The sequence below is a fragment of the Gordonia sp. ALPHA1B1 genome, assembly GCF_005502615.1.
GTDB classification, from domain to species: domain Bacteria; phylum Actinomycetota; class Actinomycetes; order Mycobacteriales; family Mycobacteriaceae; genus Gordonia; species Gordonia hongkongensis.
The window spans coordinates 116,538-141,156 of record NZ_SCOC01000003.1; the positions used below are offsets into that span (position 1 = coordinate 116,538).

Below are 24,619 nucleotides of genomic sequence, written 5' to 3' on the forward strand. Positions count from 1 at the left end.
CTCACCTAGACTGGTGGGCATACCGCCGCCGCGAACGCGGCAGGTCGGGACTGCGACACGAGGAGATCTTCAGTGAGTCACAACGGCGCGACCGTTCCCGAGGTCGGCCAGGGCACGGCCCGGGTCAAGCGCGGCATGGCGGAGATGCTCAAGGGCGGCGTGATCATGGACGTCGTGACCCCCGAGCAGGCGAAGATCGCCGAGGATGCCGGGGCGGTGGCCGTCATGGCTCTGGAGCGGGTGCCCGCCGACATCCGTGCCCAGGGCGGGGTGTCGCGGATGAGCGATCCCGACATGATCGACGGCATCATCGCCTCCGTCTCGATCCCGGTGATGGCCAAGGCCCGCATCGGCCATTTCGTCGAGGCGCAGATCCTGCAGAGCCTCGGGGTGGACTACGTCGACGAATCCGAGGTCCTGACCCCGGCCGACTACAGCAACCACATCGACAAGTGGGCCTTCACCGTGCCGTTCGTGTGCGGTGCGACCAATCTCGGTGAGGCCCTGCGCCGGATCACCGAGGGCGCGGCCATGATCCGCTCGAAGGGCGAGGCCGGCACCGGCGACGTGTCGAACGCGACGACCCACATGCGCAAGATCCGCGACGAGATCCGGCGTCTGACCTCGTTGCCGAAGGACGAACTGTACGTGGCCGCAAAGGAATTGCAGGCTCCCTACGAGCTCGTGGTCGAGGTGGCCGAGGCCGGCAAGCTGCCGGTCACGCTGTTCACCGCCGGCGGGATCGCCACTCCGGCCGACGCCGCGATGATGATGCAGCTCGGCGCCGAGGGCGTGTTCGTCGGATCGGGGATCTTCAAGTCGGGCAACCCGGCACAGCGGGCCGCGGCGATCGTGCAGGCGACCACGTTCCACGACGATCCCGACGTGCTGGCGAAGGTCTCGCGCGGCCTGGGCGAGGCGATGGTCGGCATCAACGTCGACGACATCCCGCAGCCGCACCGCCTCGCCGAGCGCGGCTGGTGACCGCTTCGTCCGGATCGTAGGTGGTCAGACCGACCGCCGGCCGCCGCGGGGCCCCTTCTCAACACGCCGGAGACCGAACAGTCGACATGCGTGGCGGGTCAGGGGCTTCGCGGCGGTAGTATCTGCTGATCATGGATGCGGCGACCATCGTTCGAGACGCTTCGGTCTCGGGCACACACATCGTGGGTGAATTGCGGCTCGAGTGGTCCGCCGCGTGCAATGTGGGGCGAGTCCGGGAGACGAACGAGGACGCGGCACTCGCGCTGCCGGGGATGTACCTGCTCGCCGACGGCATGGGCGGGCACGACAGCGGCGAACTGGCCAGCGAGGCCGCACTGCTCACCTTGTCGGAGGCCACCAGCGCGGGTGAACTCAAGGCGACCCAACTGCAACTCGACGATCTGTTGCTCGCCGCCCAGCGGCGCATCGGCGAGATCGACACCGAGACCGAGCGACGCGCGGGTACCACCGCCACCGGCATCGTGCTCGTCACCCACGAGCAGAGCCCGCACTGGCTGGTGCTCAACATCGGCGACTCGCGGACCTATCGCTTCCAGAACGGGTCGCTCAACCAGCTCACCACCGACCACTCGCAGGTCCAGGAATTCATCGACGCCGGATTCCTCACGCCCGAGCAGGCCCGAACCGACCCGCGCCGCAACGTGATCACGCGTGCGCTCGGCGCGGGCATGGTCGACCCGGTCGCCGACTACTCGAGTACGCCGGCATTCCCGGGGGATGTGCTGCTGCTGTGTACCGACGGACTCACCGGGGAGCTGCCCGACGAGGAGATCGGTGACATCCTGCGCAATGCGGAGGACTCCCGGCAGGCGGCCGAGCGGCTCGTCGACGCCGCGCTGGCGCTCGGCGCGCACGACAACGTCACCGTCATCGTCGTGAGTGTCCACGAATCGGTGCCGACTCTCACGATGCCCGCGCTCGACGAGTCGGCGCAGGGAGAGGCCGCCGGAGCTGCTCCGGCCCCCGACCCGAGCTGATCGGAGGACTGATGACCACGGGTCAGGACCGGGCCGAGACATCCCCCGCAGAGTCCGGCGGCGCCGCGCTGGACGCCGGGGCGACCTACGTCGAATACTGCGGCGAGCGCATCGCGCTCGACGCCGACCGACGGTTCTTCATCGGCCGCGAAGCGGATCTGTCCATCGACGACAACCCGTACCTTCATCGCCGATTCTTGGTGATACACAACGAGAACGGGCTCTGGTGGCTCACCAATCTCGGCACGCACCTGTCGGCGAGCGTCTCGGCGGGCGACGTCGGGTTCTCGGCGACCCTGGGCCCCGGTGCGCGGATGCCGCTCGTCTTCGGTGAGACGACCATCGTGTTCACCGCCGGCCCGACGACCTACGAGCTGAGCCTGTTCGCCCGCGCGCCGCAGGTGAAGTCGGTGACGCGTCCGGAATACAGCGGCGGGCACACGACGCAGGGCGTGCCGACGCTCACGGAGAGTCAGAAGCTGCTGATCATCGTGCTGGCCGAGGAGATCCTGCGGCGTGAGGGGACCGGCTCGAGTGCCATCCCGTCGTCGGCGCAGGCGGCGCGCCGGCTGGGCTGGCCGCTGACCAAGTTCAATCGCAAGCTCGACAACGTCTGCGACAAACTCGATCAACTCGGGGTGAGCGGAATGCGCGGCGGGGGCGGGAAACTCGCGAGCAACCGCCGGACCAAACTGGTGGAGTACGCGGTGTCGTCACGCATCGTCACGCGAGAAGATCTCCCCCTCATCGACGCCGAGGCGGCCCGAAACGCGGCCGACTGAGTCAGCCGCCGCGTATTCACGTCGCTGACCTGCGGTTTCACCGTGGGTAGTTCTCCCCACGGGTAGGGGAGTTCTCCCCATCGACCACCCGGGCCGCAGCCCATAATCTTCATCTCATCGCCGGGAGAACCCGGAAGACCACCGGTTGAATGAGTGAAGAGGAAGCACACATGACTGCGATCGCCCATCAGGCCCCCCAGCACCTGCGCTCGGTCAGCGCTCGTCGTGACGCGGAGGCCATCGCCCGCCGGAAGGAAGCCCTGGCGCGTCTGGCGGCTCGCCGGATGCCGTTGCCCGGCCACCAGATCCAGACACCGCGCGCGGGTCAGCCGCTCGGCCTGGGCCATCGTCCGGGACACCCCCACCTGCACCGTGCGGTCGCCGTTCCCGCGCTCGCCGAGTTCCCCGAGGTCGCGGAGGCCACGGCCGACCGCGCCAAGCCGAATCTCACCTCGCGCGAGGTCGAGGTCCTGCGCACCTGGATGCTCGTCGACTCCAAACCCGCTGTGGCCCAGCAGCTCTACATCTCGCTCGGTACGGTGAACACCCACCTCACTCGGATCCGGGCCAAGTACGCCGAGATCGGCCGTCCGGCCCCGACGAAGGCATCGCTGGTCGCCAGGGCCATCCAGGACGGGATCATGACCCTCGACGAACTCTGATCGCCGGCCGCGCTTCGGCGGGCAGGGGAGTGCCCACCGGCGCCGTGCGCGATACTGGTCTGCGTGGCAGCCATCGAGGACATACTCCAGGTCGAACAGATCGAGACCGACATCTACCGCGGCGGTGCGTTCCCGAGTCACCTTCAGCGCACCTTCGGCGGCCAGGTCGCCGGCCAGGCCCTGATGTCGGCGACCCGCACGGTGTCCGACGAGTTCGACGTTCATTCCCTCCACGGTTATTTCCTGCGTCCCGGTGACCCGGATCGTCCGGCGGTGTTCCTCGTCGACCGCATCCGCGACGGACGGTCGTTCGTCACCCGGCGGGTGACCGGCATCCAGAACGGCGAGGCGATCTTCACCATGTCTGCGTCGTTCCATGTACGGACCGACCAGGGCTACGAGCACCAGGACCGGATGCCGCCGGCGCCGCAACCGGACGAGCTCACCGACCGCCTCGACGAGCTGGCCGAGGAAGAGCGCGCGGTGTTCAAGGAGTGGCGCAACTTCGATCTGCGCATCGTGCCCCCGGAGATGATGGTCACCTCGTCGTATTTCGCTGCGCAACAACGAGTCTGGTTCCGCTACCGCCATCGGCTGCCCGACGACACCGTCTTCCATGTCGGCACCCTCGCCTACATGAGCGACATGACCTTGCTCGGCTCCTCGCGCGTGCCCCATCCGGAGTCCAACCCGCAGGTCGCCTCCCTCGACCACGCGATGTGGTTCATGCGCCCCTTCCGGGCCGACGACTGGCTCCTCTACGACCAGACGTCGCCGTCGGCGGGCGGTGGTCGCGCGCTGACCCAGGGACGGATCTTCGATCGACAGGGCCGCCTGGTGGCGGCGGTCACCCAGGAGGGGCTGGCGCGCACCGGTCGTGTGATGCCCGACGACCAGCACGCCCGGACCGATCGGTGAGCGAAGGCAACCGGCCGCGGATCGGGGTTCTGGCACTGCAGGGCGATGTGCGCGAGCACGTCTTCGCGCTCGAGGCGGCCGGCGCCGACGCCGTGGCGGTGCGACGCCCGGCCGAACTCGACGAGATCGACGGAATCGTCATCCCCGGCGGTGAATCGACGACGATGAGCAAACTGCTCGGCATCTTCGACCTGTTCGACCCGCTGGTCGACAAGCTGTCCGACGGCCTCCCGGCGTACGGGTCGTGCGCGGGCATGATCATGCTCGCCTCCACGATCCTCGACACCCGGCCAGACGCACGGCATCTGGACGCCCTCGATGTCACGGTGCGGCGCAATGCATTCGGGCGACAGGTGGAGAGTTTCGAAACCGACCTGGAGTTCACCGGGATCACCGACACCGAGGGTGCCGCGCCGATGCGTGCGGTGTTCATCCGGGCGCCGTGGGTCGAGTCCGTCGCCCCGGAGGTCGAGGTCCTGGCGCGTGTTCCCGACGGCCCGGCGGCCGGGCGGATCGTCGCGGTCCGCCAGGGGAACGTGCTCGCGACGTCGTTCCACCCGGAGGTGACCGGCGACCGGCGCGTACATGAATACTTCGTGGAGATGGTGCGTCGGTAAGATCGTGCCGAACCAGCGGTAGACCACGAGCCCGGCACCGCGCCGGAGACAACCAACAGGGCGACCGAGTAGACGTAGGAGTGCGCCGGTTGCGGGCCACGGCCCGCCGCACGTGCCGGCGCCGGGAAAGGAATCGACGGACATGAGCGGCCACTCCAAATGGGCCACCACCAAGCACAAGAAGGCGGCCATCGACGCCAAGCGCGGCAAGATGTTCGCCAAGCTCATCAAGAACATCGAGGTGGCGGCGCGGACCGGCGGCGGTGACCCGGCGGGTAACCCCACGCTGTTCGACGCGATCCAGAAGGCGAAGAAGTCCTCGGTTCCCAACGACAACATCGAACGCGCACGCAAGCGCGGTGGTGGTGAAGAGGCCGGCGGCGCGGACTGGCAGACCATCATGTACGAGGGCTACGGGCCCAACGGCGTCGCCGTGCTCATCGAATGCCTCACCGACAACCGCAACCGTGCGGCCGGCGAGGTCCGGACCGCGATGACGCGCAACGGCGGCAACATGGCCGACCCGGGTTCGGTCTCCTACCTGTTCACCCGCAAGGGCGTGGTGACGCTGGAGAAGAACGGACAGACCGAGGACGACGTCCTGATGGCCGTGCTCGACGCGGGCGCCGAAGAGGTCACCGATCTCGGCGAGTCCTTCGAGATCGTGAGCGAGCCAAGCGATCTCATCGCCGTCCGCAGCGCGCTGCAGGAGGCCGGGATCGACTACGACTCCGCCGAGGCCAGCTTCCGGGCGTCGGTCGAGGTCGCGGTGGACGCCGACGGCGCACGCAAGGTGTTCAAGCTGATCGACGCGCTCGAGGACTCCGACGACGTCCAGAACGTCTACAGCAACGTCGACATCAGCGACGAGGTCCTCGCCGAACTCGAGAACGACTGACACCCCGCCGCCCGCCCGGTGTGTTGATCACCGGACTTGTCCGCTCTCCCCGATAAGATCTCGAACAACTGTTCGCAGATCACGATGCCTGGGAGGGTACGAGTGCGCGTCATGGGCGTCGATCCGGGTCTGACCCGGTGCGGTATCGCGCTGGTCGAGTCGGGTCGGGGGCGGACGGTGACCGCCCTCGACGTGGACGTCGTGCGCACCCCGAGCGACATGGAACTCGCCGAGCGACTGCTCGCGATCTACACCTCGGCGTGTCACTGGCTCGATGTGCACCAGCCCGACGTGGTGGCCATCGAACGGGTCTTCGCGCAGAACCAGGTGTCCACGGCCATGGGGACCGCGCAGGCCGGCGGCGTCATCGCGCTCGCGGCGTCCCAGCGCGGCGTACCGGTGCGCTTCCACACCCCGTCGGAGGTGAAGGCAGCGGTGACCGGCAGCGGACGAGCCGACAAGTCCCAGGTCACCGCGATGGTCACCCGGATTCTCGGCATGCAGACCAAGCCGCGTCCCGCCGACGCCGCGGATGCGCTCGCGCTCGCGATCTGTCACTGCTGGCGCGGACCCATGATGGAGCGGATGGCAGCCGCACAGAAGCAGGCCGACGCCGCCGCGGCCCGGCACCGCGCGCGGGTGGCCCAGGCACGAGAGGGGAGTCGCGCATGATCGCGTCAGTCCGCGGACCGGTGCTCGAGATCGCGCTCGACCACGCCGTGATCGATTGCGGGGGAGTGGGTTACCGCGTGCTGGCGACGCCCGCGACGCTGTCCCGGCTGCGCCGCGGTGACGAGGCGACGCTGCTGACCTCGATGATCGTCCGCGAGGACTCGATGACGCTCTACGGCTTCGCCGAACCCGACGCCCGTGCGCTGTTCGCGCTGCTGCAGACGGTCACCGGCGTCGGCCCGAGACTCTCGATGGCGACCCTCGCAGTCCTCGAGCCGGATGCGTTGCGACGCGCGCTCGCCGAATCCGACACCAAGTCACTGACCTCGGTACCCGGCATCGGCAAACGCGTGGCCGAACGGCTGTGCGTCGAACTGCGGGACAAGGTGGACCGGCCCACGGGAGAGGCGTCGACCGGTGTGACCGTCGTCGGCGGTATTCGCGAGCAGGTCGCCGAGGCGCTCGTCGGGCTCGGGTTCACCGCGGGCCCCGCGGAGAAGGCGGTCACGACGGTACTTGCCGAGAATCCCGACGCCGATGCGTCCACCGCGCTGCGTCACTCGCTGTCACTGCTCGGCAAGGCGTCGTAGATGGGCGGCGATCCGGACGACGTCGACGATCGGGACGTGAGCGCGATGCCGGTGCGCTCCGACGGCGACCTCGACGCCGGTCTCCGTCCCCGGTCACTCGCTGATTTCATCGGCCAGCCGCGGGTCTGCGAACAGCTCGAACTGGTCCTGCACGGGGCCAAGGGCCGCGGTGGCACCCCCGACCACATCCTGCTGTCGGGACCGCCCGGGCTCGGCAAGACGTCGCTGGCCATGATCATCGCCTCGGAGATGGGCGCCGCCATCCGGGTGACCTCCGGTCCGGCACTCGAGCGGGCCGGCGACCTCGCGGCCATGCTGTCGAACCTCGTCGAGGGCGACGTGCTGTTCATCGACGAGATCCATCGCATCGCGCGCCCGGCCGAGGAGATGCTGTACCTCGCGATGGAGGACTTCCGCGTCGACGTCGTGGTCGGCAAGGGCCCGGGAGCGACCTCGATCCCGCTCGACGTCGCACCCTTCACGCTGGTCGGGGCGACAACACGGTCGGGGTCGCTGACCGGCCCGCTGCGCGACCGGTTCGGGTTCACCGCGCACATGGAGTTCTACGAGCCCGACGAACTCGTCCGGGTGCTGCATCGCTCGGCCGGGATCCTGGGCATGGAACTCCGCGGCGACGCCTCGGGCGAGATCGCGCGCCGGTCGCGGGGCACGCCCCGCATCGCGAACCGGCTGCTCCGCCGGGTCCGCGACTACGCCGAGGTGAGGGGAGACGGGTCGATCACCGTGGACGTCGCCCGCGCGGCGCTCGCGGTCTACGACGTCGACGAACTCGGCTTCGACCGTCTGGACCGGGCGGTCCTCGACGCCCTGATCCGCGCCTTCGGCGGGGGGCCGGTCGGGGTGTCCACGCTGGCCGTGGCCGTCGGCGAGGAACCGGCGACCGTGGAGGAGGTCTGCGAGCCGTTCCTGGTGCGCGCGGGCATGATCGCGCGGACGCCGCGCGGGCGGGTGGCCACCGCCGCCGCCTGGCATCACCTCGGACTCACCCCGCCCGCCGGTGCGATGAACGCCACCTTCGGGGTGCGTCCCCGTGACGTGGCGGCCGACACGCTGTTCGACGACCTCTAGCCGGATCTTCGACGACCGTCGAGGACACCGGCACCACCTGCGGGGATGAGCTCCGCGCAAGACGTGGCACACTGTGTGGAGCACAGCTGAGCTGATGCTGCCCGGATTCGTCCGGACAGGCCGCTCGCTCACGCCGTACCCACTGATACCCAAAGGACTGACTCGCACTCATGGACGCTCTGCTCTTCCCGCTTCTGCTCGCCCTGCTGGCCGGCTTCATGTTCCTGTCGATGCGGAAGCAGAAGAAGCGTGTGGCCGAGATGCAGGAGATGCAGAACTCGGTGTCCACCGGTACCCGCGTCCAGCTGACCTCGGGTCTCTTCGGCACCGTGATCGACGCGAGTTCGCCCGACGTCGTCGACGTCGAGATCGCCACCGGCGTGGTCACCCGCTGGAACCGGCTGGCCGTCATGCGCGTCGTCCCGACTGATGAGGCCGCGGCCACCTACGCCGGCCACGTCGCCCCGGAGATCGAGTCCGACGACTACGACGACGCCGACGCGGTCAGCGTGGACAAGCCCGCCACCGACGACGCGCGCGACAACGACAAGTAAGCCGCATCCGCGCCGCGTCGGACCACGACGCGGCGCGCCCGTCCGTCTGCACCGCCTCCGACGCGCTTCCGGCGTGTCCCGGCCAGGAGTGGACGATGGGTCATGCCGGTCGGGCTGCTCGTCGGCCGGTTGACGCTCTCAAGGAGACCTGAACAGCTGTGACAACTCCCTCTCGGACTTCGGGGAAGGGCCGGACTGCAGGGAAGCGGTCGCGACCGGCTCGAGAGATCCCGCCGTGGCGTCCGCTCGTGGCCTTCATCGGCCTGCTCGCGGTCGTCTACGGACTGATCTTCTTCACCGGACCCCAGACCATCGAACCGAAGCTCGGTATCGACCTCCAGGGCGGTACGCGCGTCACGCTGACCGCGCGGACCGAGGACGGTCAGGCGGCGACCCGAGAGCAGCTCGATCAGGCCAAGCAGATCATCGAGCAGCGCGTGAACGGGCTCGGCGTCTCCGGTTCCGAGGTCGTCGTCAGCGGTGACAACCTGATCATCACGGTCCCCGGCCAGGACGGCGCGCAGGCCAAGTCACTCGGCCAGACGGCGCGCCTGTACGTCCGACCGGTCGTCGGGCAGCCGGCCATGGCGACTCCGCAACCGCCGAAGCCCGAGAGTGCCGACGATCAGGCCGACGCCTTGCCCACCGAGGCCGCGGCAGCCGCCATCGACGAGCAGCGCAAGCTCCGTCAGGCGCCGGCGAACGCGACCCCGCAGCAGCTCGAGGCACTCCAGCAGCAGATGGCGAAGATGGACTGCTCGCCGACGGCCAACGACCCGCTGCTGGGTAATGACCGCCCCGACCAGTACCTCGTGGCCTGCTCGACGGACGGCTCGGAGGTCTACCTCCTCGGCCCGGAGATTATCGACGGTCGCGACATCAAGAACGCGAACGCCGGTACCGATCCGCAGACCGGCGAATGGGTGGTGACCCTCGAATTCGAGGGTGAGGCCGCCAGCTTCTGGCCCAGGTACACCGCCGAGCAGGCCCCCAACCGGACCCAGACCGCCTTCACGCTCGACTCGCGCGTCGTCTCGGCGCCGGCGATCAACGAGCCCATCCCGGGCGGTCAGACCCGGATCAGCGGCGGTAGCGCCAGTCCGTTCACCGAGTCGTCGTCGAACGAACTCGCCAACGTGCTGAAGTACGGCTCGCTGCCGTTGTCGTTCACCGCCTCCGACGCCGAGACGATCTCGGCGACACTGGGTCTCGCGTCGCTGCAGGCCGGTCTGATCGCCGGACTCGTCGGCCTGATCGCGGTGTTCATCTACGCCCTGGCCTACTACCGCATGCTCGGCATCCTGACGGTGCTGTCGCTCGTCCTCGCCGGGGCCATGGTGTACGGCATCATCGTGCTGCTCGGTCGCTGGATCGGGTTCACCCTCGACCTCGCCGGCATCGCGGGTCTGATCATCGGTATCGGTATGACCGCCGACTCGTTCGTCGTCTACTTCGAACGAATCAAGGACGAGATGCGCGAGGGGCGCAGCTTCCGGTCCGCGGTGCCCCGCGGTTGGGCGAGCGCGCGCCGCACGATCTGGTCCGGCAATGCGGTGAGCTTCATCGCCGCCGCCGTCATCTACATCCTGGCGATCGGCGAGGTCCGCGGCTTCGCGTTCACGTTGGGTCTCACGACGATCCTCGACGTCATGGTCGTGTTCCTGGTGACCCATCCGCTGGTCGTCTACGCGAGCCGTTCGACGTTCCTGTCGAAGCCGAGCGTCAACGGACTCGGGGCGATCAGCGAGGTCGCCCGCCAGCGTCGCGTCGCCGCGCACCGGCAAGCGGGTGCGGCCACCGCCGGCACGTCTGCGTCGCCGACGGACGCCGACGACACCACTGACGCCACTCGGGAGAAGGGGACCGTGCGATGACCGGGCCGGACAACAAGGCAACCGGCGACTCGGCCGTCCTCGACGCCGACAAGGCGCAGCCCGGCGCGGACGCCGACTTCGTCGCCGATCGCAACCGCTCGTTCCTGTCCCGGCTCTACACCGGTACCGGTGCCTTCGAGATCGTCGGACGCCGCCGCATGTGGTACGGCGTCACCGCGGCGATCCTGCTGATCTGCCTGGCCTCGATCGGAATCCGCGGATTCACCCTCGGTATCGACTTCGAGGGCGGTACCCAGATGTCGGTGCCGGTTGTCTCCTCCGATATCACCGCGGAGTCCGTCGAAGAAGTTGTCACCGCGACCCTCGGCGAGGCGCCCGAATCGGTACAGACCGCGGGAGCCGGTGGCAGCCAGACGGTCCAGGTGCGCACCGAGACCCTCGATCTCGCCCAGGCGGAATCGGTGACGCGCGCGCTCGCCGACGAATTCGGTCCCGAACTCGCGCCCGCCGAGGTGAGCATCTCGGATGTGAGCTCGACGTGGGGCAGCGAGATCACCGAGCGCATGCTGATCGCGCTGGCCGTGTTCCTGGTCATCGTCTTCGTCTACATCGCGGTGCGATTCGACCGGGAGATGTCCATCGCGGCGATGGGGTCGCTGTTCTTCGACCTGATCGTGACCGCCGGTATCTACTCGCTCGTCGGGTGGGAGGTCACCCCGGCGACCGTCATCGGCCTGCTCACCATCCTCGGCTTCTCGATCTACGACACGGTGGTCGTGTTCGACAAGATCTCCGAGAACACCCGCTCGGTGCTCCAGACCACCCGGCGCACCTACGCCGAACAGGCCAACCTGGGTGTGAACCAGACCCTCATGCGATCGATCAACACCACCGTCATCTCGGTGCTGCCGATCATCGCGCTGATGGTCATCGCGGTCTGGCTGCTCGGCGTCGGAACGCTCAAGGATCTCGGGCTGATCCAGCTCGTCGGTGTCCTCGTCGGTACGTTCTCGTCGGTCTTCCTCGCCGCGCCGCTCCTGGCGACACTGAAGGAACGTCGCCCCGACATCGGCCGGCACACCGAGAAAGTCCTCCGACGTCGCGCGGGGCTCCCGTCCGACGAGCCGCGGCCGGTCCGGACGCGCCGTGGGGCGTCCGCCGGGGCAGCAGTCGACACCGACGACGCGGACCGCGCGGTCCCGACCGGCAAACGCCGCCGCAACCGCTAGTCTCTGCGACGTGAGCGTTGGACGCCGGGAGTTCGTCAGGGTCCTGAGTCTCCTCGTCGGGCTCGTCACGGTCGCCGGGCTGGTGACGGCCTGCGGCGACGACGGGCCGCCGACGATCGACTACGTGGTCGACGCGCGGATCACGACCTACAACGCGAACACGGTGAGCGGCAACGCCGATGGCGTCCTCATGGCGACCACCCGGCTGCTGCCCGGCTTCAGTCTGCTGGGCCCGGCCGGCCAGGTCATCCCGGATCGCGACGTCGGCACGGTCACCCAGGTGCCCGGCCGCGTGCCGACCCTGCGGTATGACTTCAACCCCGAGGCGACCTTCTCCGACGGGGTGGCCCTTGACTGCGACGACCTCGTGCTCGCCTGGGCGGCGATGAGCGGACGGCTGCCCGGCTTCACCCCGGCGACCACGGCCGGCTATCGCGACATCGATTCGGTGGACTGCGCGGCCGGCGACAAGAGCGCGACCGTCACCTTCTCGCCCGGACGGGAGTACCGGAACTGGCTGTCGCTCTTCGGCGCCGGGGCGATGATGCCGGCGCATGTGGTGGCCCGCGTGGCCGGCCTCTCCGACGTCATCGACCCGATCCGGGCGATGGACCGGGCCGCCGTCGGACGCATCGCGGACGCATGGAACACCGGCTTCGACCTGACGTTCGGACCGGTCGATCACGCGCACTATCCCGCGTCGGGTCCGTATCGCATCGACCGGTACTCGCGCTCGGGCGGACTCGTCCTGGTGCCCAACGACGAGTGGTGGGGCGACAAGCCGGAGACCTCGCGCATCGTCGTCTGGGGGCGCGGGACCGACGCGACCCGCCGGCTCCCCGACGGGCGGTTCGACGTCGTCGACGTGACGGCCGGCCTTGTCGACGGTGACATCGCCGGTTCGGCGGGGGCCGCCGGGTCGTCCTCGCCGGCGCGCGCGCTGGGCGTCGAGGAACTCGTCCTGGCGGGCCGCGGCTTGTTCGGCGATGTCCGGATGCGCCGGGCGTTCGCCTCCTGCGTCCCGCGAGCCGACCTCGCGCGCGATTTCGGCGCCGGCGCGCAGGTCTGGAATCTCCGGGTGCTCTCCCCGGCAGACAATCTGGCCGCACAGATGAACACCGAATTCGGCCAGGCCTATCAGCGGCCGGACATCGAACGAGCGCGCGGACTCGTCCGGGCGGCCACCGGGCAGGGCGCGGTACAGGACCCGGCCGGCGGCGAGGCGGCCGGTTCGGAGGTCGCGCTGCGACCGCGGACGGTACGCATCGGCTACGTCGCACCGACTCCACGGTGGCAGCAGATGACCGCGGCGATCGCGGCGTCGTGCCGCGCCGCCGGGATCGTCGTCGAGGACGCGTCCTCACCCGAGCTGCGACCCGACGCGCTCGGCCGCGACGTCGACGCACTCATCGTCGCCGGGGGCGCGTCATTCGCCGCGGCCGGTGCTGCCGACCCGAGCCGGGACGCCTACGCGTTGCGCGGCGGAGACCCGTTGAACCTGTCCGGCATCCGGGAGCCGATGGTGAGTCGGGGAGTGGATCAGCTCGCGACGACCGTCTCGGCGCCCGACCGACTCCGTCTGGCCCGGTCCATCGAGAACGCGACCTGGGCGACGATGCCGTCGGTGCCCCTCTTCGCGGCGCCGCGGATACGGCAGTGGAAGGATCGGGTGGGCAACGTGGTGGCCGGTCTCGGCCGCGACGGCACCGGATGGAACATGGATCGGTGGACGATCCGTGGCTGAGCAGGGGAGTGAAGCGATGGGTGGTGTCGTGCCCGACCGTACGGCGGAGGCGGTCTCGCGAGCGCAGGCGGCGATCGCCGCACACGCTCGCCTCGTCGACGACTTCCCGGCTCCCGGAATCGCTTTCAAGGACCTGACACCGGTCCTCGCGGACCCGGAAGGGCTGTCGACGATCGTCACCGCGCTGACCCATGGCTGTTCGTCGATTGACCTCGTGGCCGGCATCGACGCCCGCGGGTTCCTGCTGGGCGGCGCGGTCGCGCGTGAGCTCCAGGTCGGGGTGCTGGCGGTCCGCAAGGGCGGCAAGCTGCCGCCGCCGGTCCTCGCCATCGACTACAGCCTCGAATACGGACAGGCCACGCTCGAGATCCCGGCCGACGGCCTCGACCTCACCGGCCGGCGTGTCCTGCTCGTCGACGATGTGCTCGCCACCGGCGGGACGGCGGTCGCCGCAGCCGAACTGCTCCACCGTGCGGGTGCGCACGTCGTCGGGGTCGCGGTGATCATGGAACTCGCGGGTCTCGGCGGCCGGGACACGATCGCCCGTGGCCTCGGACCGGACGTTCCCGTTCATGCGGTCGCGCTGGACTGACGGCGTCGACCCGGTCATGGGCGGGCGCGACTAGAATCGGCTGAGCCCGCCCGGCAGGCCGGACGGGTCACCGTATGCCGACAGACAACCGTGAGGAGGACCGCTGATGCCCGATGAATCCGACACGGCGCAGCGTGGCGTGAATCCCGCGGGCACCCCGGACGCCGGCGCGACGTCGGCCGAGACCGTCGACCGGCCGAACGCACCGGCCGCGGTCGGCTCCATCCAGCCGGGTGCGTCGGCCTCACGCCGGGTGCGCGCCCGCCTCGCGCGCCGCATGACCGCGACCCGCAGCCAGGTCCGGCCGGTCCTCGAACCGCTGGTCACCCTGCACCGCGAGATCTACCCGAAGGCCGACGTGGCGTTGCTGCAGCGCGCCTACGACGTCGCCGACGAACGGCACAGCGGCCAGAAGCGCAAGTCCGGCGATCCCTACATCACCCATCCGCTGGCGGTCGCCACGATCCTCGCCGATCTGGGCATGGACACCACCACACTCATCGCGGCGCTGCTGCACGACACGGTCGAGGACACCGGCTACTCCCTGCAGGCGCTGGAGAAGGACTTCGGACCCGAGGTCGCACACCTCGTCGACGGCGTGACCAAGCTCGACAAGGTCGCCCTCGGCAGCGCCGCGGAGGCCGAGACCATCCGCAAGATGATCATCGCGATGGCGCGCGATCCGCGCGTTCTCGTCATCAAGGTCGCCGACCGGTTGCACAACATGCGCACGATGCGCTTCCTGCCGCCGGAGAAGCAGGCGCGCAAGGCTCGCGAGACCCTGGAAGTCATTGCGCCACTTGCTCATCGACTCGGCATGGCGACGGTCAAATGGGAACTCGAGGACTTGTCGTTCGCGATCCTGCATCCCAAGCGCTACGAGGAGATCGTGCGGCTGGTCGCCGACCGCGCTCCGTCCCGCGACACATATCTCGCGCGGGTGCGCGCCGACATCAACAACGCGCTGGCCGGGGCGCGTATCAACGCCACCGTGGAGGGGCGGCCCAAGCACTACTGGTCGATCTATCAGAAGATGATCGTCAAGGGCCGCGACTTCGACGACATCCACGACCTCGTCGGGATGCGCATCCTCTGCGAGGAGGACCGCGACTGCTACGCCGCCGTCGGTGTCGTGCACTCGCTGTGGCAACCCATGGCCGGGCGCTTCAAGGACTACATCGCCCAGCCGCGGTTCGGCGTCTACATGTCGTTGCACACCACCGTCATCGGACCCGAGGGCAAACCGCTCGAGGTGCAGATTCGCACGCACGAGATGCACCGCACGGCCGAGTTCGGGATCGCCGCGCACTGGCGCTACAAGGAGAACGGCTACCGCAAGTCGGGCAAGAAGTCCGACACCGCCGAGATCGACGACATGGCCTGGATGCGCCAGCTGCTCGACTGGCAGCGGGAGGCCGCGGACCCGGGTGAGTTCCTGGAGTCGCTGCGCTACGACCTCGCCGTGCGCGAGATCTTCGTGTTCACCCCGAAGGGCGACGTCATCACGCTGCCCGCCGGGTCGACCCCGGTCGACTTCGCCTACGCGGTCCACACCGAGGTCGGGCACCGTTGTATCGGCGCGCGCGTCAACGGCCGGCTGGTCGCGCTCGAGCGCACGCTCGAGAACGGCGAGGTGGTGGAGGTGTTCACCTCCAAGGCGCCGACCGCGGGTCCGTCGAAGGACTGGCAGACGTTCGTGGTCTCGCCGCGCGCCAAGGCCAAGATCCGGCAGTGGTTCGCCAAGGAGCGACGCGAGGAGGCCCTCGAGGCCGGCAAGGACGCGATCGCCAAGGAGGTCCGCCGCGGCGGGCTCCCGCTCCAGCGGCTCCTCAGCGCGGAATCGATGTCGGCGATCGCCCGCGAGTTGCGCTACACCGACGTCACCGCGCTCTACACCGCGGTCGGTGAGAACCATGTCTCCGCACGGCATGTCGTCAACCGGCTGGTCGCCTCACTGGGTGGCATCGAGGACGCCGAAGAGGCGATCGCCGAGCGGTCGACGCCGTCGACGATGCCCACCCGGGCACGCCAGGGCGGCGACGCGGGCGTCATAATCGACGGCATCGACAACGTCGTGATCAAACTCGCCAAGTGCTGCACCCCGGTGCCCGGCGACGACATCCTCGGTTTCGTCACCCGCGGCGGCGGGATCAGCGTGCACCGCACCGACTGCACCAACGCCGAATCGCTTCGGCAGCAAGAGGAACGAATTCTCGACGTGTCCTGGGCCCCGTCGCCGGAATCGGTGTTCCTGGTGGCGATCCAGGTGGAGGCGCTCGACCGGCACCGGCTGCTGTCGGACGTGACCAAGGTGCTCGCCGACGAACGCGTCAACATCCTGTCCGCGTCGGTGACGACGAGCCGGGACCGGGTGGCCATCAGCAAGTTCACGTTCGAGATGGGCGACCCGAAGCACCTCGGGCACGTGCTCAACGTCGTGCGCAACGTCGAAGGCGTCTACGACGTCTACCGGGTGACCTCGGCGGCGTGATCGGGAGGCTCTGTTCTGATTCGCCAGCCCACTCCCTCTGCTCCCTGAGGTGCGAGCGAAGCGAGCCACGAAGGGCCGGGTGAGCTGCCTCGCCAGGCCCTTCGTGGCTCGTCGCTCGCGCTCCTCGCACCTCAGGGATCACGGGTTTCGAGGTTCTTTTGGATTAGGGATCAGAGTCCCGGCGCCTAGTTGATCGTGGCCGTCTCGATGGTCACCGGGAGCTTCGGCTCGCCGTCCCCGGGCTGACTGTCGATCGGGCCGGGGTTGATGCCGCCGGCGTAGACCTTGTCGAGCACCGCGAGTCCGGGTTCGTCGACCTTGCCGACGATCGAGTAGTCCGGGCCCAACTGGCTGTCGTTGATCACGATGAAGAGCTGGCTGGACCCGGTGTTCGGGTTCTGTCCGCCCTGGCTGCTGTTGGCGATCGCGATGGTGCCGCGCGGGTAGATGACGGGCTGCGAACCGGTCGTCGGATCCGGCTGCCCGACCGTCTGCAGGTCGGTCGGCGGCTCGTCGGGGCTGGTCCAGCCGGGCCCGCTCATGCCGGTGCCGGTGGGGTCGCCGCACTGCAGGATCTTCAGCGTCTCGCTGGTGGTCATGCGGTGGCAGGTGGAGTCGTCGTAGAATTTGTTCTCGATCAACGAGGTCACCGCAGCCGTGTTGCACGGCGCGCCGTCCCGCTCGAGCGTGATCGGCAGGGTGCCCTGAGAGGTGACGAACGTGGCCTTCTCGGTGCCCGACTTGAGGACGCGCTCATCCGGTTTGGGCGAGGTCCGCTCGTTCTCCGCGGCCGCCTTCAGCTCGTCGAGTTCGGCTTGGTACTGCGCTCGCTGATCGGCCGGGACGTTGTCGGGCACCTGATCGGGCAGCTGGTCGAAGCGGCTCGGGGAGTCCTCGTAGGCGCAGGTCGTCCAGCGTGCGGCCTCGCGGTCGTCCATGATCTTCTTCACCACGACGGCGGTCACGCCCGCGACCACGGCGACCACGACCGCGGTCGAGACGGAGGCGATGACGATCTTCCGCTTGCGCCGGGCGAGGCGCTCGGTCTCGAGGCGTTCTTCGAGCTTCCGCTTCGCCGCCTCGCGGCGCTCCTCATTGGTGGACACGCGGGTGGATCCTCCTGAAACCTCGGCATGGCTGTGCCGACATCGTCGTGGATGTCACTTACTCGGGGGCAAGTGTGCCAGTTGTACCTGAGAACGGGGTGCGGCGGGTCGCGAGCCATGCCGCCTACGCAACAATGGACACCGACGTGTGTGCGTCGTCCTGTCCGCGCCGACCCGAGGAGCAGCATGCTCATCACCGGATTCCCCGCCGGGATGTTCCAGACGAACTGCTACATCGTCGCCGCCGAGGCGGGATCGGAGGCGGTGATCATCGATCCGGGCCAGGATGCGGCGCCGCGGGTCCGGGAACTGCTCGCCGAACACGACCTCACCCCGGTGGCGGTGCTGCTCACGCACGGTCACCTCGACCACACCTGGAACGCGACGGAACTCTGCGACGAGTACTCGATCCCGGCCTACATCCATCCCGCGGATCGTCCGATGCTCGCCGATCCCGGTCTCGGCATCGGACGGGCGTTGGGCGCGATGATCGGCGACCAGGTGTTCACCGAGCCGGAGAAGGTGGTCGAGTTCGCCGACGGCGAGTCGGTGGAGCTCGCCGGGGTCTCCTTCTCGGTCGATCTCGCGCCCGGGCACACAAAGGGCTCGGTGCTGCTCGGGGTCGACGTCGACGTGCCGGACGAGGCCCGGGATCAGGCCGGGCCCGACACGCCGTCGGTGGTCGGGGTCTGCTTCTCCGGTGACGTATTGTTTGCCGGTTCGATCGGCCGGACGGATCTCCCCGGGGGCAACCATCAGCAGTTGCTCGACTCGATAGCGGCGAAACTCCTGCCGCTGCCCGCGGAGACGCTGGTCCTGCCCGGCCACGGACCCCAGACCACCATCGGCCAGGAGAGTGCGAGCAATCCCTTCCTGGCCGGCCTCGAACGCCAGAGCACGCGACCGAAGGGACGACACGGACTGTGAGCGGAGCATTTCAGGCCCCCCGGGGCATCCCGGACTACTTCCCGCCGAACTCGGCGGACTTCCGGCGGGTCCGGGACACGCTCACCGACGCCGCGCGTCGTGCCGGCTACGGCCACATCGAACTGCCGGTGTTCGAGGACACCGCGCTGTTCGCACGCGGGGTCGGGGAGTCGACCGATGTCGTGAGCAAGGAGATGTACACCTTCGCCGACCGCGGCGACCGCTCGGTGACGCTGCGTCCCGAGGGCACCGCGGGCGTGGTGCGCGCGGTGATCCAGCACGGCCTCGACCGCGGCCAGCTGCCGGTGAAGGTCTGCTACGCCGGGCCGTTCTTCCGCTACGAGAAGCCGCAGACCGGCCGGTACCGCCAGCTGCAACAGGTCGGCGTCGAGGCGATCGGTGTCGACGACCCGGCGCTCGACGCCGAGGTCATCGCGATCGCCGACGAGGGCTATCGCCGCCTCGGCCTGACGGGGTTCCGGCTCGAGATCACCTCGCTGGGTGACGACGAGAGCCGTCCGCGCTATCGAGAGGCGTTGCAGGAGTTCCTGTTCGGGCTCGATCTCGACGAGGCCACCCGGATGCGCGCCGAGATCAACCCGCTGCGTGTCCTCGACGACAAGCGGCCCGAGATCAAGGCGGCGACCGCAGGCGCACCGCTGCTCATCGACTATCTGTCCGACGACGCGAAGGCGCACTTCGACCTCGTCCTGGCGCACCTGGACCGGCTGGGTGTCGTCTACGAGATCAACCCGCGTCTGGTGCGCGGCCTGGACTACTACACGAAGACCACGTTCGAATTCGTCCACGACGGTCTCGGTGCGCAGTCGGGCATCGGCGGCGGCGGGCGCTACGACGGTCTGATGCGACAGCTGGGCGCCAAGCAGGATCTGTCGGGCATCGGGTTCGGGATCGGCGTCGACCGGACGATGCTGGCGCTGGAGGCCGAGAGCGTCGCGGGCACCGAGGCGGCCCGCTGCCAGGTCTTCGGAGTGCCGCTGGGCTCGGCGGCCAAAGCCGAACTCGTCGGTGTCGCAGGCGCTCTGCGCGCCGCCGGGATCAGTGTCGACCTGGCTTACGGCGATCGTGGCCTCAAGGGCGCGATGAAGGCGGCCGACCGTTCGGGGGCGCGGCTGGCGCTGGTGCTCGGGGAGAACGAACTCGCCGAGCGCCGGCTGGAGATCAAGGACCTGAGCAACGGCGAACAGCACCGGGTCGCCCTGGACGACGTGGTCGCCGAGGTCCGTCGTCTCCTGGGCTGAGGTCAGCGCATACATTCGCAGCTGAAAACCGCCCAGTGCAGGACCGGCGACTGCTCAAAGGCGTCGGCGAAGCTGCGGAGGGTGGTTTTCAGCGGCGCGTCTCCTGGTCCTCGCCGGCGACCTCGGCCGCGAGGACGTCCAGCGAGACACCGCCGAGAGCCAGTGCGCGCGAATGGAAGTCCTTGAGCGTCCAGTCCGGGTGCCGGCGGAGGGCGGCGGTACGCGTCTGCTCCCACACGCGCTGGCCGAGCGCATACGAGGGCGCCTGGCCGGGCCAGCCCAGATAGCGGTCGAGTTCGAAGCGCAGCACGGCGTGGTCCATCGCGACCGACGAGGTCAGGAACGTCCAGGCCTTGTCGGCGTCCCACATCCCGCCGCCGAGGGACTCCGGCGCGGGCAGGCGGCAGTGGACCCCGATGTCGACCACGACCCGCGCGGCCCGCAGCCGCTGCGAGTCGAGCATCCCCATGCGGTCGCCCGGGTCCTCGAGCCAGCCGAGCTCGTCCATCAGGCGTTCGGCGTAGAGCGCCCAGCCCTCGCCGTGTCCGGAGGTGAACGACGCGAGCTTGCGCCAGGCGTTGAGGTCGGGGTCGACGATCGCCGATCCGAGCTGGAGATGATGCCCGGGCACGCCCTCGTGGTAGACCGTCGTCTTCTCCTGCCAGGTATGGAAGACGGTCTGGTCGTCGGGCACCGCCCACCACATCCGGCCCGGGCGGGACAGATCCTCGCTGGGCTGGGTGTAGTAGATGATGCCGGTCGACGACGGGGCGAGCCGGCACTCCAGCCGGGACAGCCGGGCCGGGAGGTCGAAGTGCGTGCCCGCCAGACCGGCGACCGCCGCGTCGGACGTCGCCTGCATCCAGTCGACGAATTCCGCGCGATCGTGGATCTGGTACTGCGGCTGACGATCCAGCCAGGCGAGCGTCGCCGCGACCCCCTGTCCGGGGAGCAGACCCTCCGCGATCTCCTGCTGCTCGGCGACGATCTGCTGCAACCGGGTCATCGCCCAGGCATAGGCGTCGTCGGGGTCGGCGTCGGCGCCCAGGTAGGCCGGCAGGTGCAGCAGGTAGCGGTCGCGGCCGACCGCGTCGTCGTCGACGGCCTGGGCGAGAACGCCGGTGCGCAGGTAGTGGGCGAAGGTCCCGAACGAGGTCCGGGCCGCGTCGAGCGCGGTGGCGAGGGTGCCGGCCAGCGCCGGGTCGGCCGCGATCGGTGCGGTGTTGCCGGCGATGGCGTCGGCCGCGGTGTCGGCCTGCCGGGCGACCGCCGCCACCTGTCGACGGGCCGGCGGCGGACCGTGACGAAGTCGGTGGGCGAGGCCGTCGACGACGTCGGTGAGCGACGCCGGGATCGCGGTGAGGCGGGACAAGAAGGTCTCCCGCTGCTCGCGGGTGTCGGTGGGCATGAGGTCGAAGACGTCGCGCAGCGCCTGCAACGGTGACGCGATGACATTGCAGTTGCCGATGTGCTCGCCCGCGTCGGCGAGTGCGAGCTCGCGACGCAGCGAGGCGCTCATGGTCGCGACGGTGACGCGGTCGATGGCATCGACGACGTCGGCGCCGCCCAGGGCGGAGAGGGTGCCGGCGGCGACCTCGGCGCGTTCGGCGCACCCCTGCGCGGAGAAGTCGGTCAGCCGGTCGTCATGCCCGCCGCGCCCGATCTCGGTGGCGAACAGCGGATCGAGCGCGCACAACCGGTCCAGGTGCGCCTCGGCGATCGCGTCGACGGCGGTGGGCCTGCGCGGGCCGGTCCCGCCGGGGTCGGTGGCGTTCACAGGTCGTCGGTGGCGAAGGTGTCGCAGCGATCCGGATCGCCCGACTGGTAGCCGACGGTGAACCACCGCGTGCGTTGGGCGGCCGAACCATGAGTCCAGCCCTCGGGATTGGAGCCCGCGCCCTGGATGGTGTCGTCGCCGATGGCCTTCGCGGTCTGGATGACCGTCGCGATCTGCTCCTCGGTGATGGGCGCGAGGAGGGCGTCGGGGCCGTCGTCGGCGTGATGGGCCCACACCCCGGCGAGGCAGTCGGCCTGCAATTCGACCCGTACCGAACCCGATCGCGGTCCCTGCGAACCCATCCGCTGACCCTTGGCGAGGGCGCCGGTGAGGTTCTGCACGTGGTGTCCGTACTCGTGGGCCACGACGTACTCCTGCGCGAGGGGCCCGTCGCTGCCGCCCATGCGACGCAGCTGGGCGAAGAACGTCGGATCGAAGTACGCCGTCGAATCGGCGGGGCAGTAGAACGGGCCGGTCGCCGAACTCGCCGCGCCGCACCCGGTGTTCACCGCGTCGGAGAAGATGACCGTCTGCGGTGGCTCGTACTCGGGCCACAGATCCGACCACACCGTGTCGACGCTGACGGTGGTCGCCTTGATCCGGCAGATCGTGTTCTCGTTGGCCATCTCATAGGTGCACTCGTCCAGTTGCTGCTGGATCTGCGCGGCGTCCGACGAGGTGCCGGGTGTCGGGCCACCGGCGCCGAGCAGATCGCCGGGGTTCACCCCGAAGAACAGCGCGACGATCGTGATGAGGAGTCCCGCGCCGCCGCCCAGCGCGATCCGGCCCCCACCGCCTCCACCGCCGCCGGAGACGCTGCCGGTGTCGATCGATCCGCTGCCTTGGAAGGTCACGCGGCCATTCTGGCACGATCGTCACCCGCCCCTCGCTGCCTCGGCGAAGGTATGCGATTGACGGCCGGGGGCGCGGATACGGCACCATGGACACCTGGTCTGCGTTTCCGCCGACCGATTTCGACTCCTGGAAGGATTCTCAGTGCTCCGCACGCATTCCGCAGGTTCGCTGCGCCGCGCCGACGCGTCGCAGACCGTCACCGTCGCCGGGTGGGTCGCACGCCGACGCGACCACGGTGGCGTGGTCTTCATCGACCTGCGCGACGCCACCGGACTGGTCCAGGTGGTCTTCCGCGACGAGTCGGTCGCGCCGGCCGCCCACCGTCTGCGCGCCGAGTACTGCGTCACCGTGACCGGCGTCGTCGAGGTGCGTCCCGAGGGCAGCGAGAACCCCAACCTGAGCTCCGGCGAGATCGAGATCAGCGCCGTCGAGCTCGAGGTCCTCAACGAGTCCGCGCCGTTGCCGTTCCAGCTCGACGAGTCGCCGGGCGAGGAGGCGCGCCTGCGTCACCGCTACCTCGACCTGCGGCGTGCGGGGCCCAGCGCGGCGCTCCGCCTGCGGTCCAAGGCGAACGCGGCGGCGCGCGGCGTGCTCGCCGCCCACGACTTCACCGAGATCGAGACGCCCACGCTGACCCGGTCGACGCCGGAGGGGGCACGTGACTTCCTGGTTCCGGCGCGCCTGCAGCCCGGCACCTTCTACGCCTTGCCGCAGAGCCCGCAGCTGTTCAAGCAGCTGCTGATGGTCGCGGGCATGGAGCGGTACTACCAGATCGCGCGCTGCTACCGCGACGAGGACTTCCGCGCCGACCGGCAGCCGGAGTTCACCCAGCTCGACATCGAGATGAGCTTCGTCGACCAGGACGACGTCATCGCCGTCGCCGAGGAGATCCTCGTCGCGCTGTGGAAGCTCATCGGCGTCGACATCACCACCCCGATCCCGCGGATGACCTACGCCGATGCGATGCGCCGATTCGGTTCGGACAAGCCGGATCTGCGCTTCGGTATCGAACTCGTCGAGTGTGCCGACTACTTCAAGGACACCCCGTTTCGCGTGTTCCAGGCACCGTACGTCGGAGCGGTCGTCATGCCCGGCGGTGCGTCGCAGCCGCGCCGCCAGCTCGACGCATGGCAGGAATGGGCGAAGCAGCGCGGGGCACGCGGTCTGGCGTACGTCCTCATCGCCGAAGACGGGACCCTCAGCGGGCCGGTCGCAAAGAACCTCTCCGAGGAGGAGCGCTCCGGTCTGGCCGCCCATGTCGGCGCGGAGCCGGGTGACTGCGTGTTCTTCGGTGCGGGAGAGGTGAAGTCGACCCGCGCCCTGCTCGGTGCCGCGCGCGGTGAGATCGCCTCGAAGCTCGGGCTCATCAAGGACGGGGACTGGGCGTTCACCTGGGTGGTGGACGCGCCGATGTTCGAGCCGGTTGCCGACGCGACGGCGTCCGGCGATGTCGCACTGGGACATTCGGCCTGGACCGCGGTGCACCATGCGTTCACCTCGCCCAAGCCGGAGTCGATCGACGCCTTGGAGTCCGATCCGGGTTCGGCCCTGGCCTACGCCTACGACATCGTGTGCAACGGCAACGAGATCGGCGGCGGATCGATCCGTATCCATCGGCGGGACGTGCAGGAGCGCGTCTTCGAGATCATGGGCATCGGCCACGACGAGGCGCAGGAGAAGTTCGGCTTCCTGCTCGACGCCTTCGCCTACGGCGCTCCGCCTCACGGCGGCATCGCCTTCGGTTGGGACCGCATCACCGCCCTGCTCGCCGGCGAGTCGTCCATCCGTGAGGTCATCGCCTTCCCGAAGTCGGGTGGCGGCGTCGACCCGCTGACCGACGCCCCCGCGGCGATCACCCCGCAGCAGCGCAAGGAATCGGGGATCGACGCCAAGCCCGCACCGCGGGGCGGCGCCGACCAGAAGGACGCCGAGCAGAAGGGCGCCGACCAGAAGGACGCCGGGAGCACTGCCTGAGCCGAAAAGCGGTGGACCGAAGTGAGTTCGGCCACCGTGTTCCCGGCGCGGTGCTCGTCACCC

General features: G+C 69.3%; 22 protein-coding genes. 19 read left to right on the forward strand and 3 right to left on the reverse strand.

Annotation, left to right across the window (positions count from 1 at the left end; genetic code table 11):
- Positions 1–72: 72 nt before the first annotated feature.
- The 16 genes from pdxS (at position 73) to FFS52_RS02990 (ending at position 16,655) form a co-directional block, all read left to right on the forward strand.
- Positions 73–984 (forward strand): pyridoxal 5'-phosphate synthase lyase subunit PdxS, encoded by a 912-nt coding sequence (gene pdxS, locus FFS52_RS02915; protein WP_137808766.1) that lies wholly within the window; start codon positions 73–75, stop codon positions 982–984.
- A 131-nt stretch (positions 985–1,115) separates the two neighbouring features.
- Positions 1,116–1,982, forward strand: a complete 867-nt coding sequence (locus tag FFS52_RS02920) for a protein phosphatase 2C domain-containing protein (protein ID WP_137808767.1) — start codon at positions 1,116–1,118, stop codon at positions 1,980–1,982.
- Positions 1,983–1,993: 11 nt separating this feature from the next.
- A complete protein-coding gene (locus FFS52_RS02925) occupies positions 1,994–2,764 on the forward strand; it encodes an FHA domain-containing protein (protein ID WP_137808768.1) in 771 nt (256 codons plus the stop codon).
- A 170-nt stretch (positions 2,765–2,934) separates the two neighbouring features.
- Entirely contained in the window at positions 2,935–3,426 is a 492-nt protein-coding gene (locus FFS52_RS02930) for a LuxR C-terminal-related transcriptional regulator (RefSeq protein WP_065632102.1), read from the forward strand.
- 63 nt (positions 3,427–3,489) lie between these two features.
- The gene (locus FFS52_RS02935; protein WP_065632103.1) at positions 3,490–4,344 is read left to right on the forward strand and encodes an acyl-CoA thioesterase II; all 855 of its coding nucleotides are present in this window, start codon (positions 3,490–3,492) and stop codon (positions 4,342–4,344) included.
- Complete coding sequence (gene pdxT / locus FFS52_RS02940; protein ID WP_137808769.1) at positions 4,341–4,961, forward strand: pyridoxal 5'-phosphate synthase glutaminase subunit PdxT; 621 nt, start codon at positions 4,341–4,343, stop codon at positions 4,959–4,961. Before FFS52_RS02935 ends, pdxT begins: the two co-directional genes overlap by 4 nt.
- A 142-nt stretch (positions 4,962–5,103) precedes the next feature.
- Positions 5,104–5,859: a YebC/PmpR family DNA-binding transcriptional regulator gene (locus tag FFS52_RS02945; RefSeq protein WP_058250268.1), complete on the forward strand. Its 756-nt coding sequence runs from the start codon at positions 5,104–5,106 to the stop codon at positions 5,857–5,859.
- A 102-nt stretch (positions 5,860–5,961) separates the two neighbouring features.
- Complete coding sequence (gene ruvC, locus FFS52_RS02950; RefSeq protein ID WP_068971778.1) at positions 5,962–6,531, forward strand: crossover junction endodeoxyribonuclease RuvC; 570 nt, start codon at positions 5,962–5,964, stop codon at positions 6,529–6,531.
- A complete protein-coding gene (gene ruvA, locus FFS52_RS02955; RefSeq protein ID WP_137808770.1) occupies positions 6,528–7,121 on the forward strand; it encodes a Holliday junction branch migration protein RuvA in 594 nt (197 codons plus the stop codon). The genes ruvC and ruvA overlap by 4 nt, the downstream gene beginning before the upstream one ends.
- Complete coding sequence (gene ruvB, locus FFS52_RS02960; protein ID WP_058250271.1) at positions 7,122–8,210, forward strand: Holliday junction branch migration DNA helicase RuvB; 1,089 nt, start codon at positions 7,122–7,124, stop codon at positions 8,208–8,210.
- 170 nt (positions 8,211–8,380) lie between these two features.
- Positions 8,381–8,764: a preprotein translocase subunit YajC gene (yajC, locus tag FFS52_RS02965; RefSeq protein ID WP_137808771.1), complete on the forward strand. Its 384-nt coding sequence runs from the start codon at positions 8,381–8,383 to the stop codon at positions 8,762–8,764.
- Positions 8,765–9,012: 248 nt separating this feature from the next.
- Positions 9,013–10,638 (forward strand): protein translocase subunit SecD, encoded by a 1,626-nt coding sequence (secD, locus tag FFS52_RS02970; protein WP_249356407.1) that lies wholly within the window; start codon positions 9,013–9,015, stop codon positions 10,636–10,638.
- Positions 10,635–11,828, forward strand: a complete 1,194-nt coding sequence (secF, locus tag FFS52_RS02975) for a protein translocase subunit SecF (protein ID WP_137808773.1) — start codon at positions 10,635–10,637, stop codon at positions 11,826–11,828. Before secD ends, secF begins: the two co-directional genes overlap by 4 nt.
- A 10-nt stretch (positions 11,829–11,838) precedes the next feature.
- Positions 11,839–13,572 (forward strand): ABC transporter substrate-binding protein, encoded by a 1,734-nt coding sequence (locus FFS52_RS02980; RefSeq protein WP_137808774.1) that lies wholly within the window; start codon positions 11,839–11,841, stop codon positions 13,570–13,572.
- A gap of 16 nt (positions 13,573–13,588) precedes the next feature.
- On the forward strand, positions 13,589–14,164 hold the full coding sequence (locus FFS52_RS02985) for an adenine phosphoribosyltransferase (RefSeq protein WP_137808775.1): 576 nt from the start codon (positions 13,589–13,591) through the stop codon (positions 14,162–14,164).
- A gap of 106 nt (positions 14,165–14,270) precedes the next feature.
- Complete coding sequence (locus tag FFS52_RS02990) at positions 14,271–16,655, forward strand: RelA/SpoT family protein (protein ID WP_137808776.1); 2,385 nt, start codon at positions 14,271–14,273, stop codon at positions 16,653–16,655.
- Between the two features lie 185 nt (positions 16,656–16,840).
- Here the strand turns inward: FFS52_RS02990 and FFS52_RS02995 are convergent, their stop codons facing one another.
- A complete protein-coding gene (locus FFS52_RS02995) occupies positions 16,841–17,761 on the reverse strand; it encodes a peptidylprolyl isomerase (protein WP_137808777.1) in 921 nt (306 codons plus the stop codon).
- Positions 17,762–17,947: 186 nt separating this feature from the next.
- Here FFS52_RS02995 and FFS52_RS03000 point away from each other — a divergent pair, with 186 nt between their 5' ends.
- The gene (locus tag FFS52_RS03000) at positions 17,948–18,688 is read left to right on the forward strand and encodes an MBL fold metallo-hydrolase (protein WP_137808778.1); all 741 of its coding nucleotides are present in this window, start codon (positions 17,948–17,950) and stop codon (positions 18,686–18,688) included.
- A complete protein-coding gene (gene hisS, locus FFS52_RS03005) occupies positions 18,685–19,950 on the forward strand; it encodes a histidine--tRNA ligase (RefSeq protein WP_137808779.1) in 1,266 nt (421 codons plus the stop codon). Before FFS52_RS03000 ends, hisS begins: the two co-directional genes overlap by 4 nt.
- An 88-nt stretch (positions 19,951–20,038) precedes the next feature.
- On the opposite strand, the gene FFS52_RS03010 is transcribed toward hisS, so the two are convergent.
- Together FFS52_RS03010 and FFS52_RS03015 are read right to left on the reverse strand one after the other, a co-directional pair.
- Positions 20,039–21,727, reverse strand: a complete 1,689-nt coding sequence (locus tag FFS52_RS03010) for a DUF885 domain-containing protein (RefSeq protein WP_137808780.1) — start codon at positions 21,725–21,727, stop codon at positions 20,039–20,041.
- Positions 21,724–22,581, reverse strand: a complete 858-nt coding sequence (locus FFS52_RS03015; protein ID WP_065632116.1) for a neutral zinc metallopeptidase — start codon at positions 22,579–22,581, stop codon at positions 21,724–21,726. The genes FFS52_RS03010 and FFS52_RS03015 overlap by 4 nt, the downstream gene beginning before the upstream one ends.
- A 142-nt stretch (positions 22,582–22,723) precedes the next feature.
- Here FFS52_RS03015 and aspS point away from each other — a divergent pair, with 142 nt between their 5' ends.
- Positions 22,724–24,556, forward strand: coding sequence for an aspartate--tRNA ligase (gene aspS / locus FFS52_RS03020; protein WP_137808781.1), 1,833 nt, complete (start codon positions 22,724–22,726; stop codon positions 24,554–24,556).
- Positions 24,557–24,619 lie beyond the last annotated feature (63 nt).

Coding starts and splice junctions, on each gene's coding strand:
- yajC (WP_137808771.1), top strand. CDS start 8,381: ATGGACGCTCTGCTCTTCCCGCTTCTGCTCGCCCTGCTGGCCGGCTTC.
- FFS52_RS02990 (WP_137808776.1), top strand. CDS start 14,271: ATGCCCGATGAATCCGACACGGCGCAGCGTGGCGTGAATCCCGCGGGC.
- FFS52_RS02925 (WP_137808768.1), top strand. CDS start 1,994: ATGACCACGGGTCAGGACCGGGCCGAGACATCCCCCGCAGAGTCCGGC.
- FFS52_RS02930 (WP_065632102.1), top strand. CDS start 2,935: ATGACTGCGATCGCCCATCAGGCCCCCCAGCACCTGCGCTCGGTCAGC.
- FFS52_RS02945 (WP_058250268.1), top strand. CDS start 5,104: ATGAGCGGCCACTCCAAATGGGCCACCACCAAGCACAAGAAGGCGGCC.
- secF (WP_137808773.1), top strand. CDS start 10,635: ATGACCGGGCCGGACAACAAGGCAACCGGCGACTCGGCCGTCCTCGAC.
- FFS52_RS03000 (WP_137808778.1), top strand. CDS start 17,948: ATGCTCATCACCGGATTCCCCGCCGGGATGTTCCAGACGAACTGCTAC.
- FFS52_RS02985 (WP_137808775.1), top strand. CDS start 13,589: ATGGGTGGTGTCGTGCCCGACCGTACGGCGGAGGCGGTCTCGCGAGCG.
- ruvA (WP_137808770.1), top strand. CDS start 6,528: ATGATCGCGTCAGTCCGCGGACCGGTGCTCGAGATCGCGCTCGACCAC.
- FFS52_RS02920 (WP_137808767.1), top strand. CDS start 1,116: ATGGATGCGGCGACCATCGTTCGAGACGCTTCGGTCTCGGGCACACAC.
- ruvB (WP_058250271.1), top strand. CDS start 7,122: ATGGGCGGCGATCCGGACGACGTCGACGATCGGGACGTGAGCGCGATG.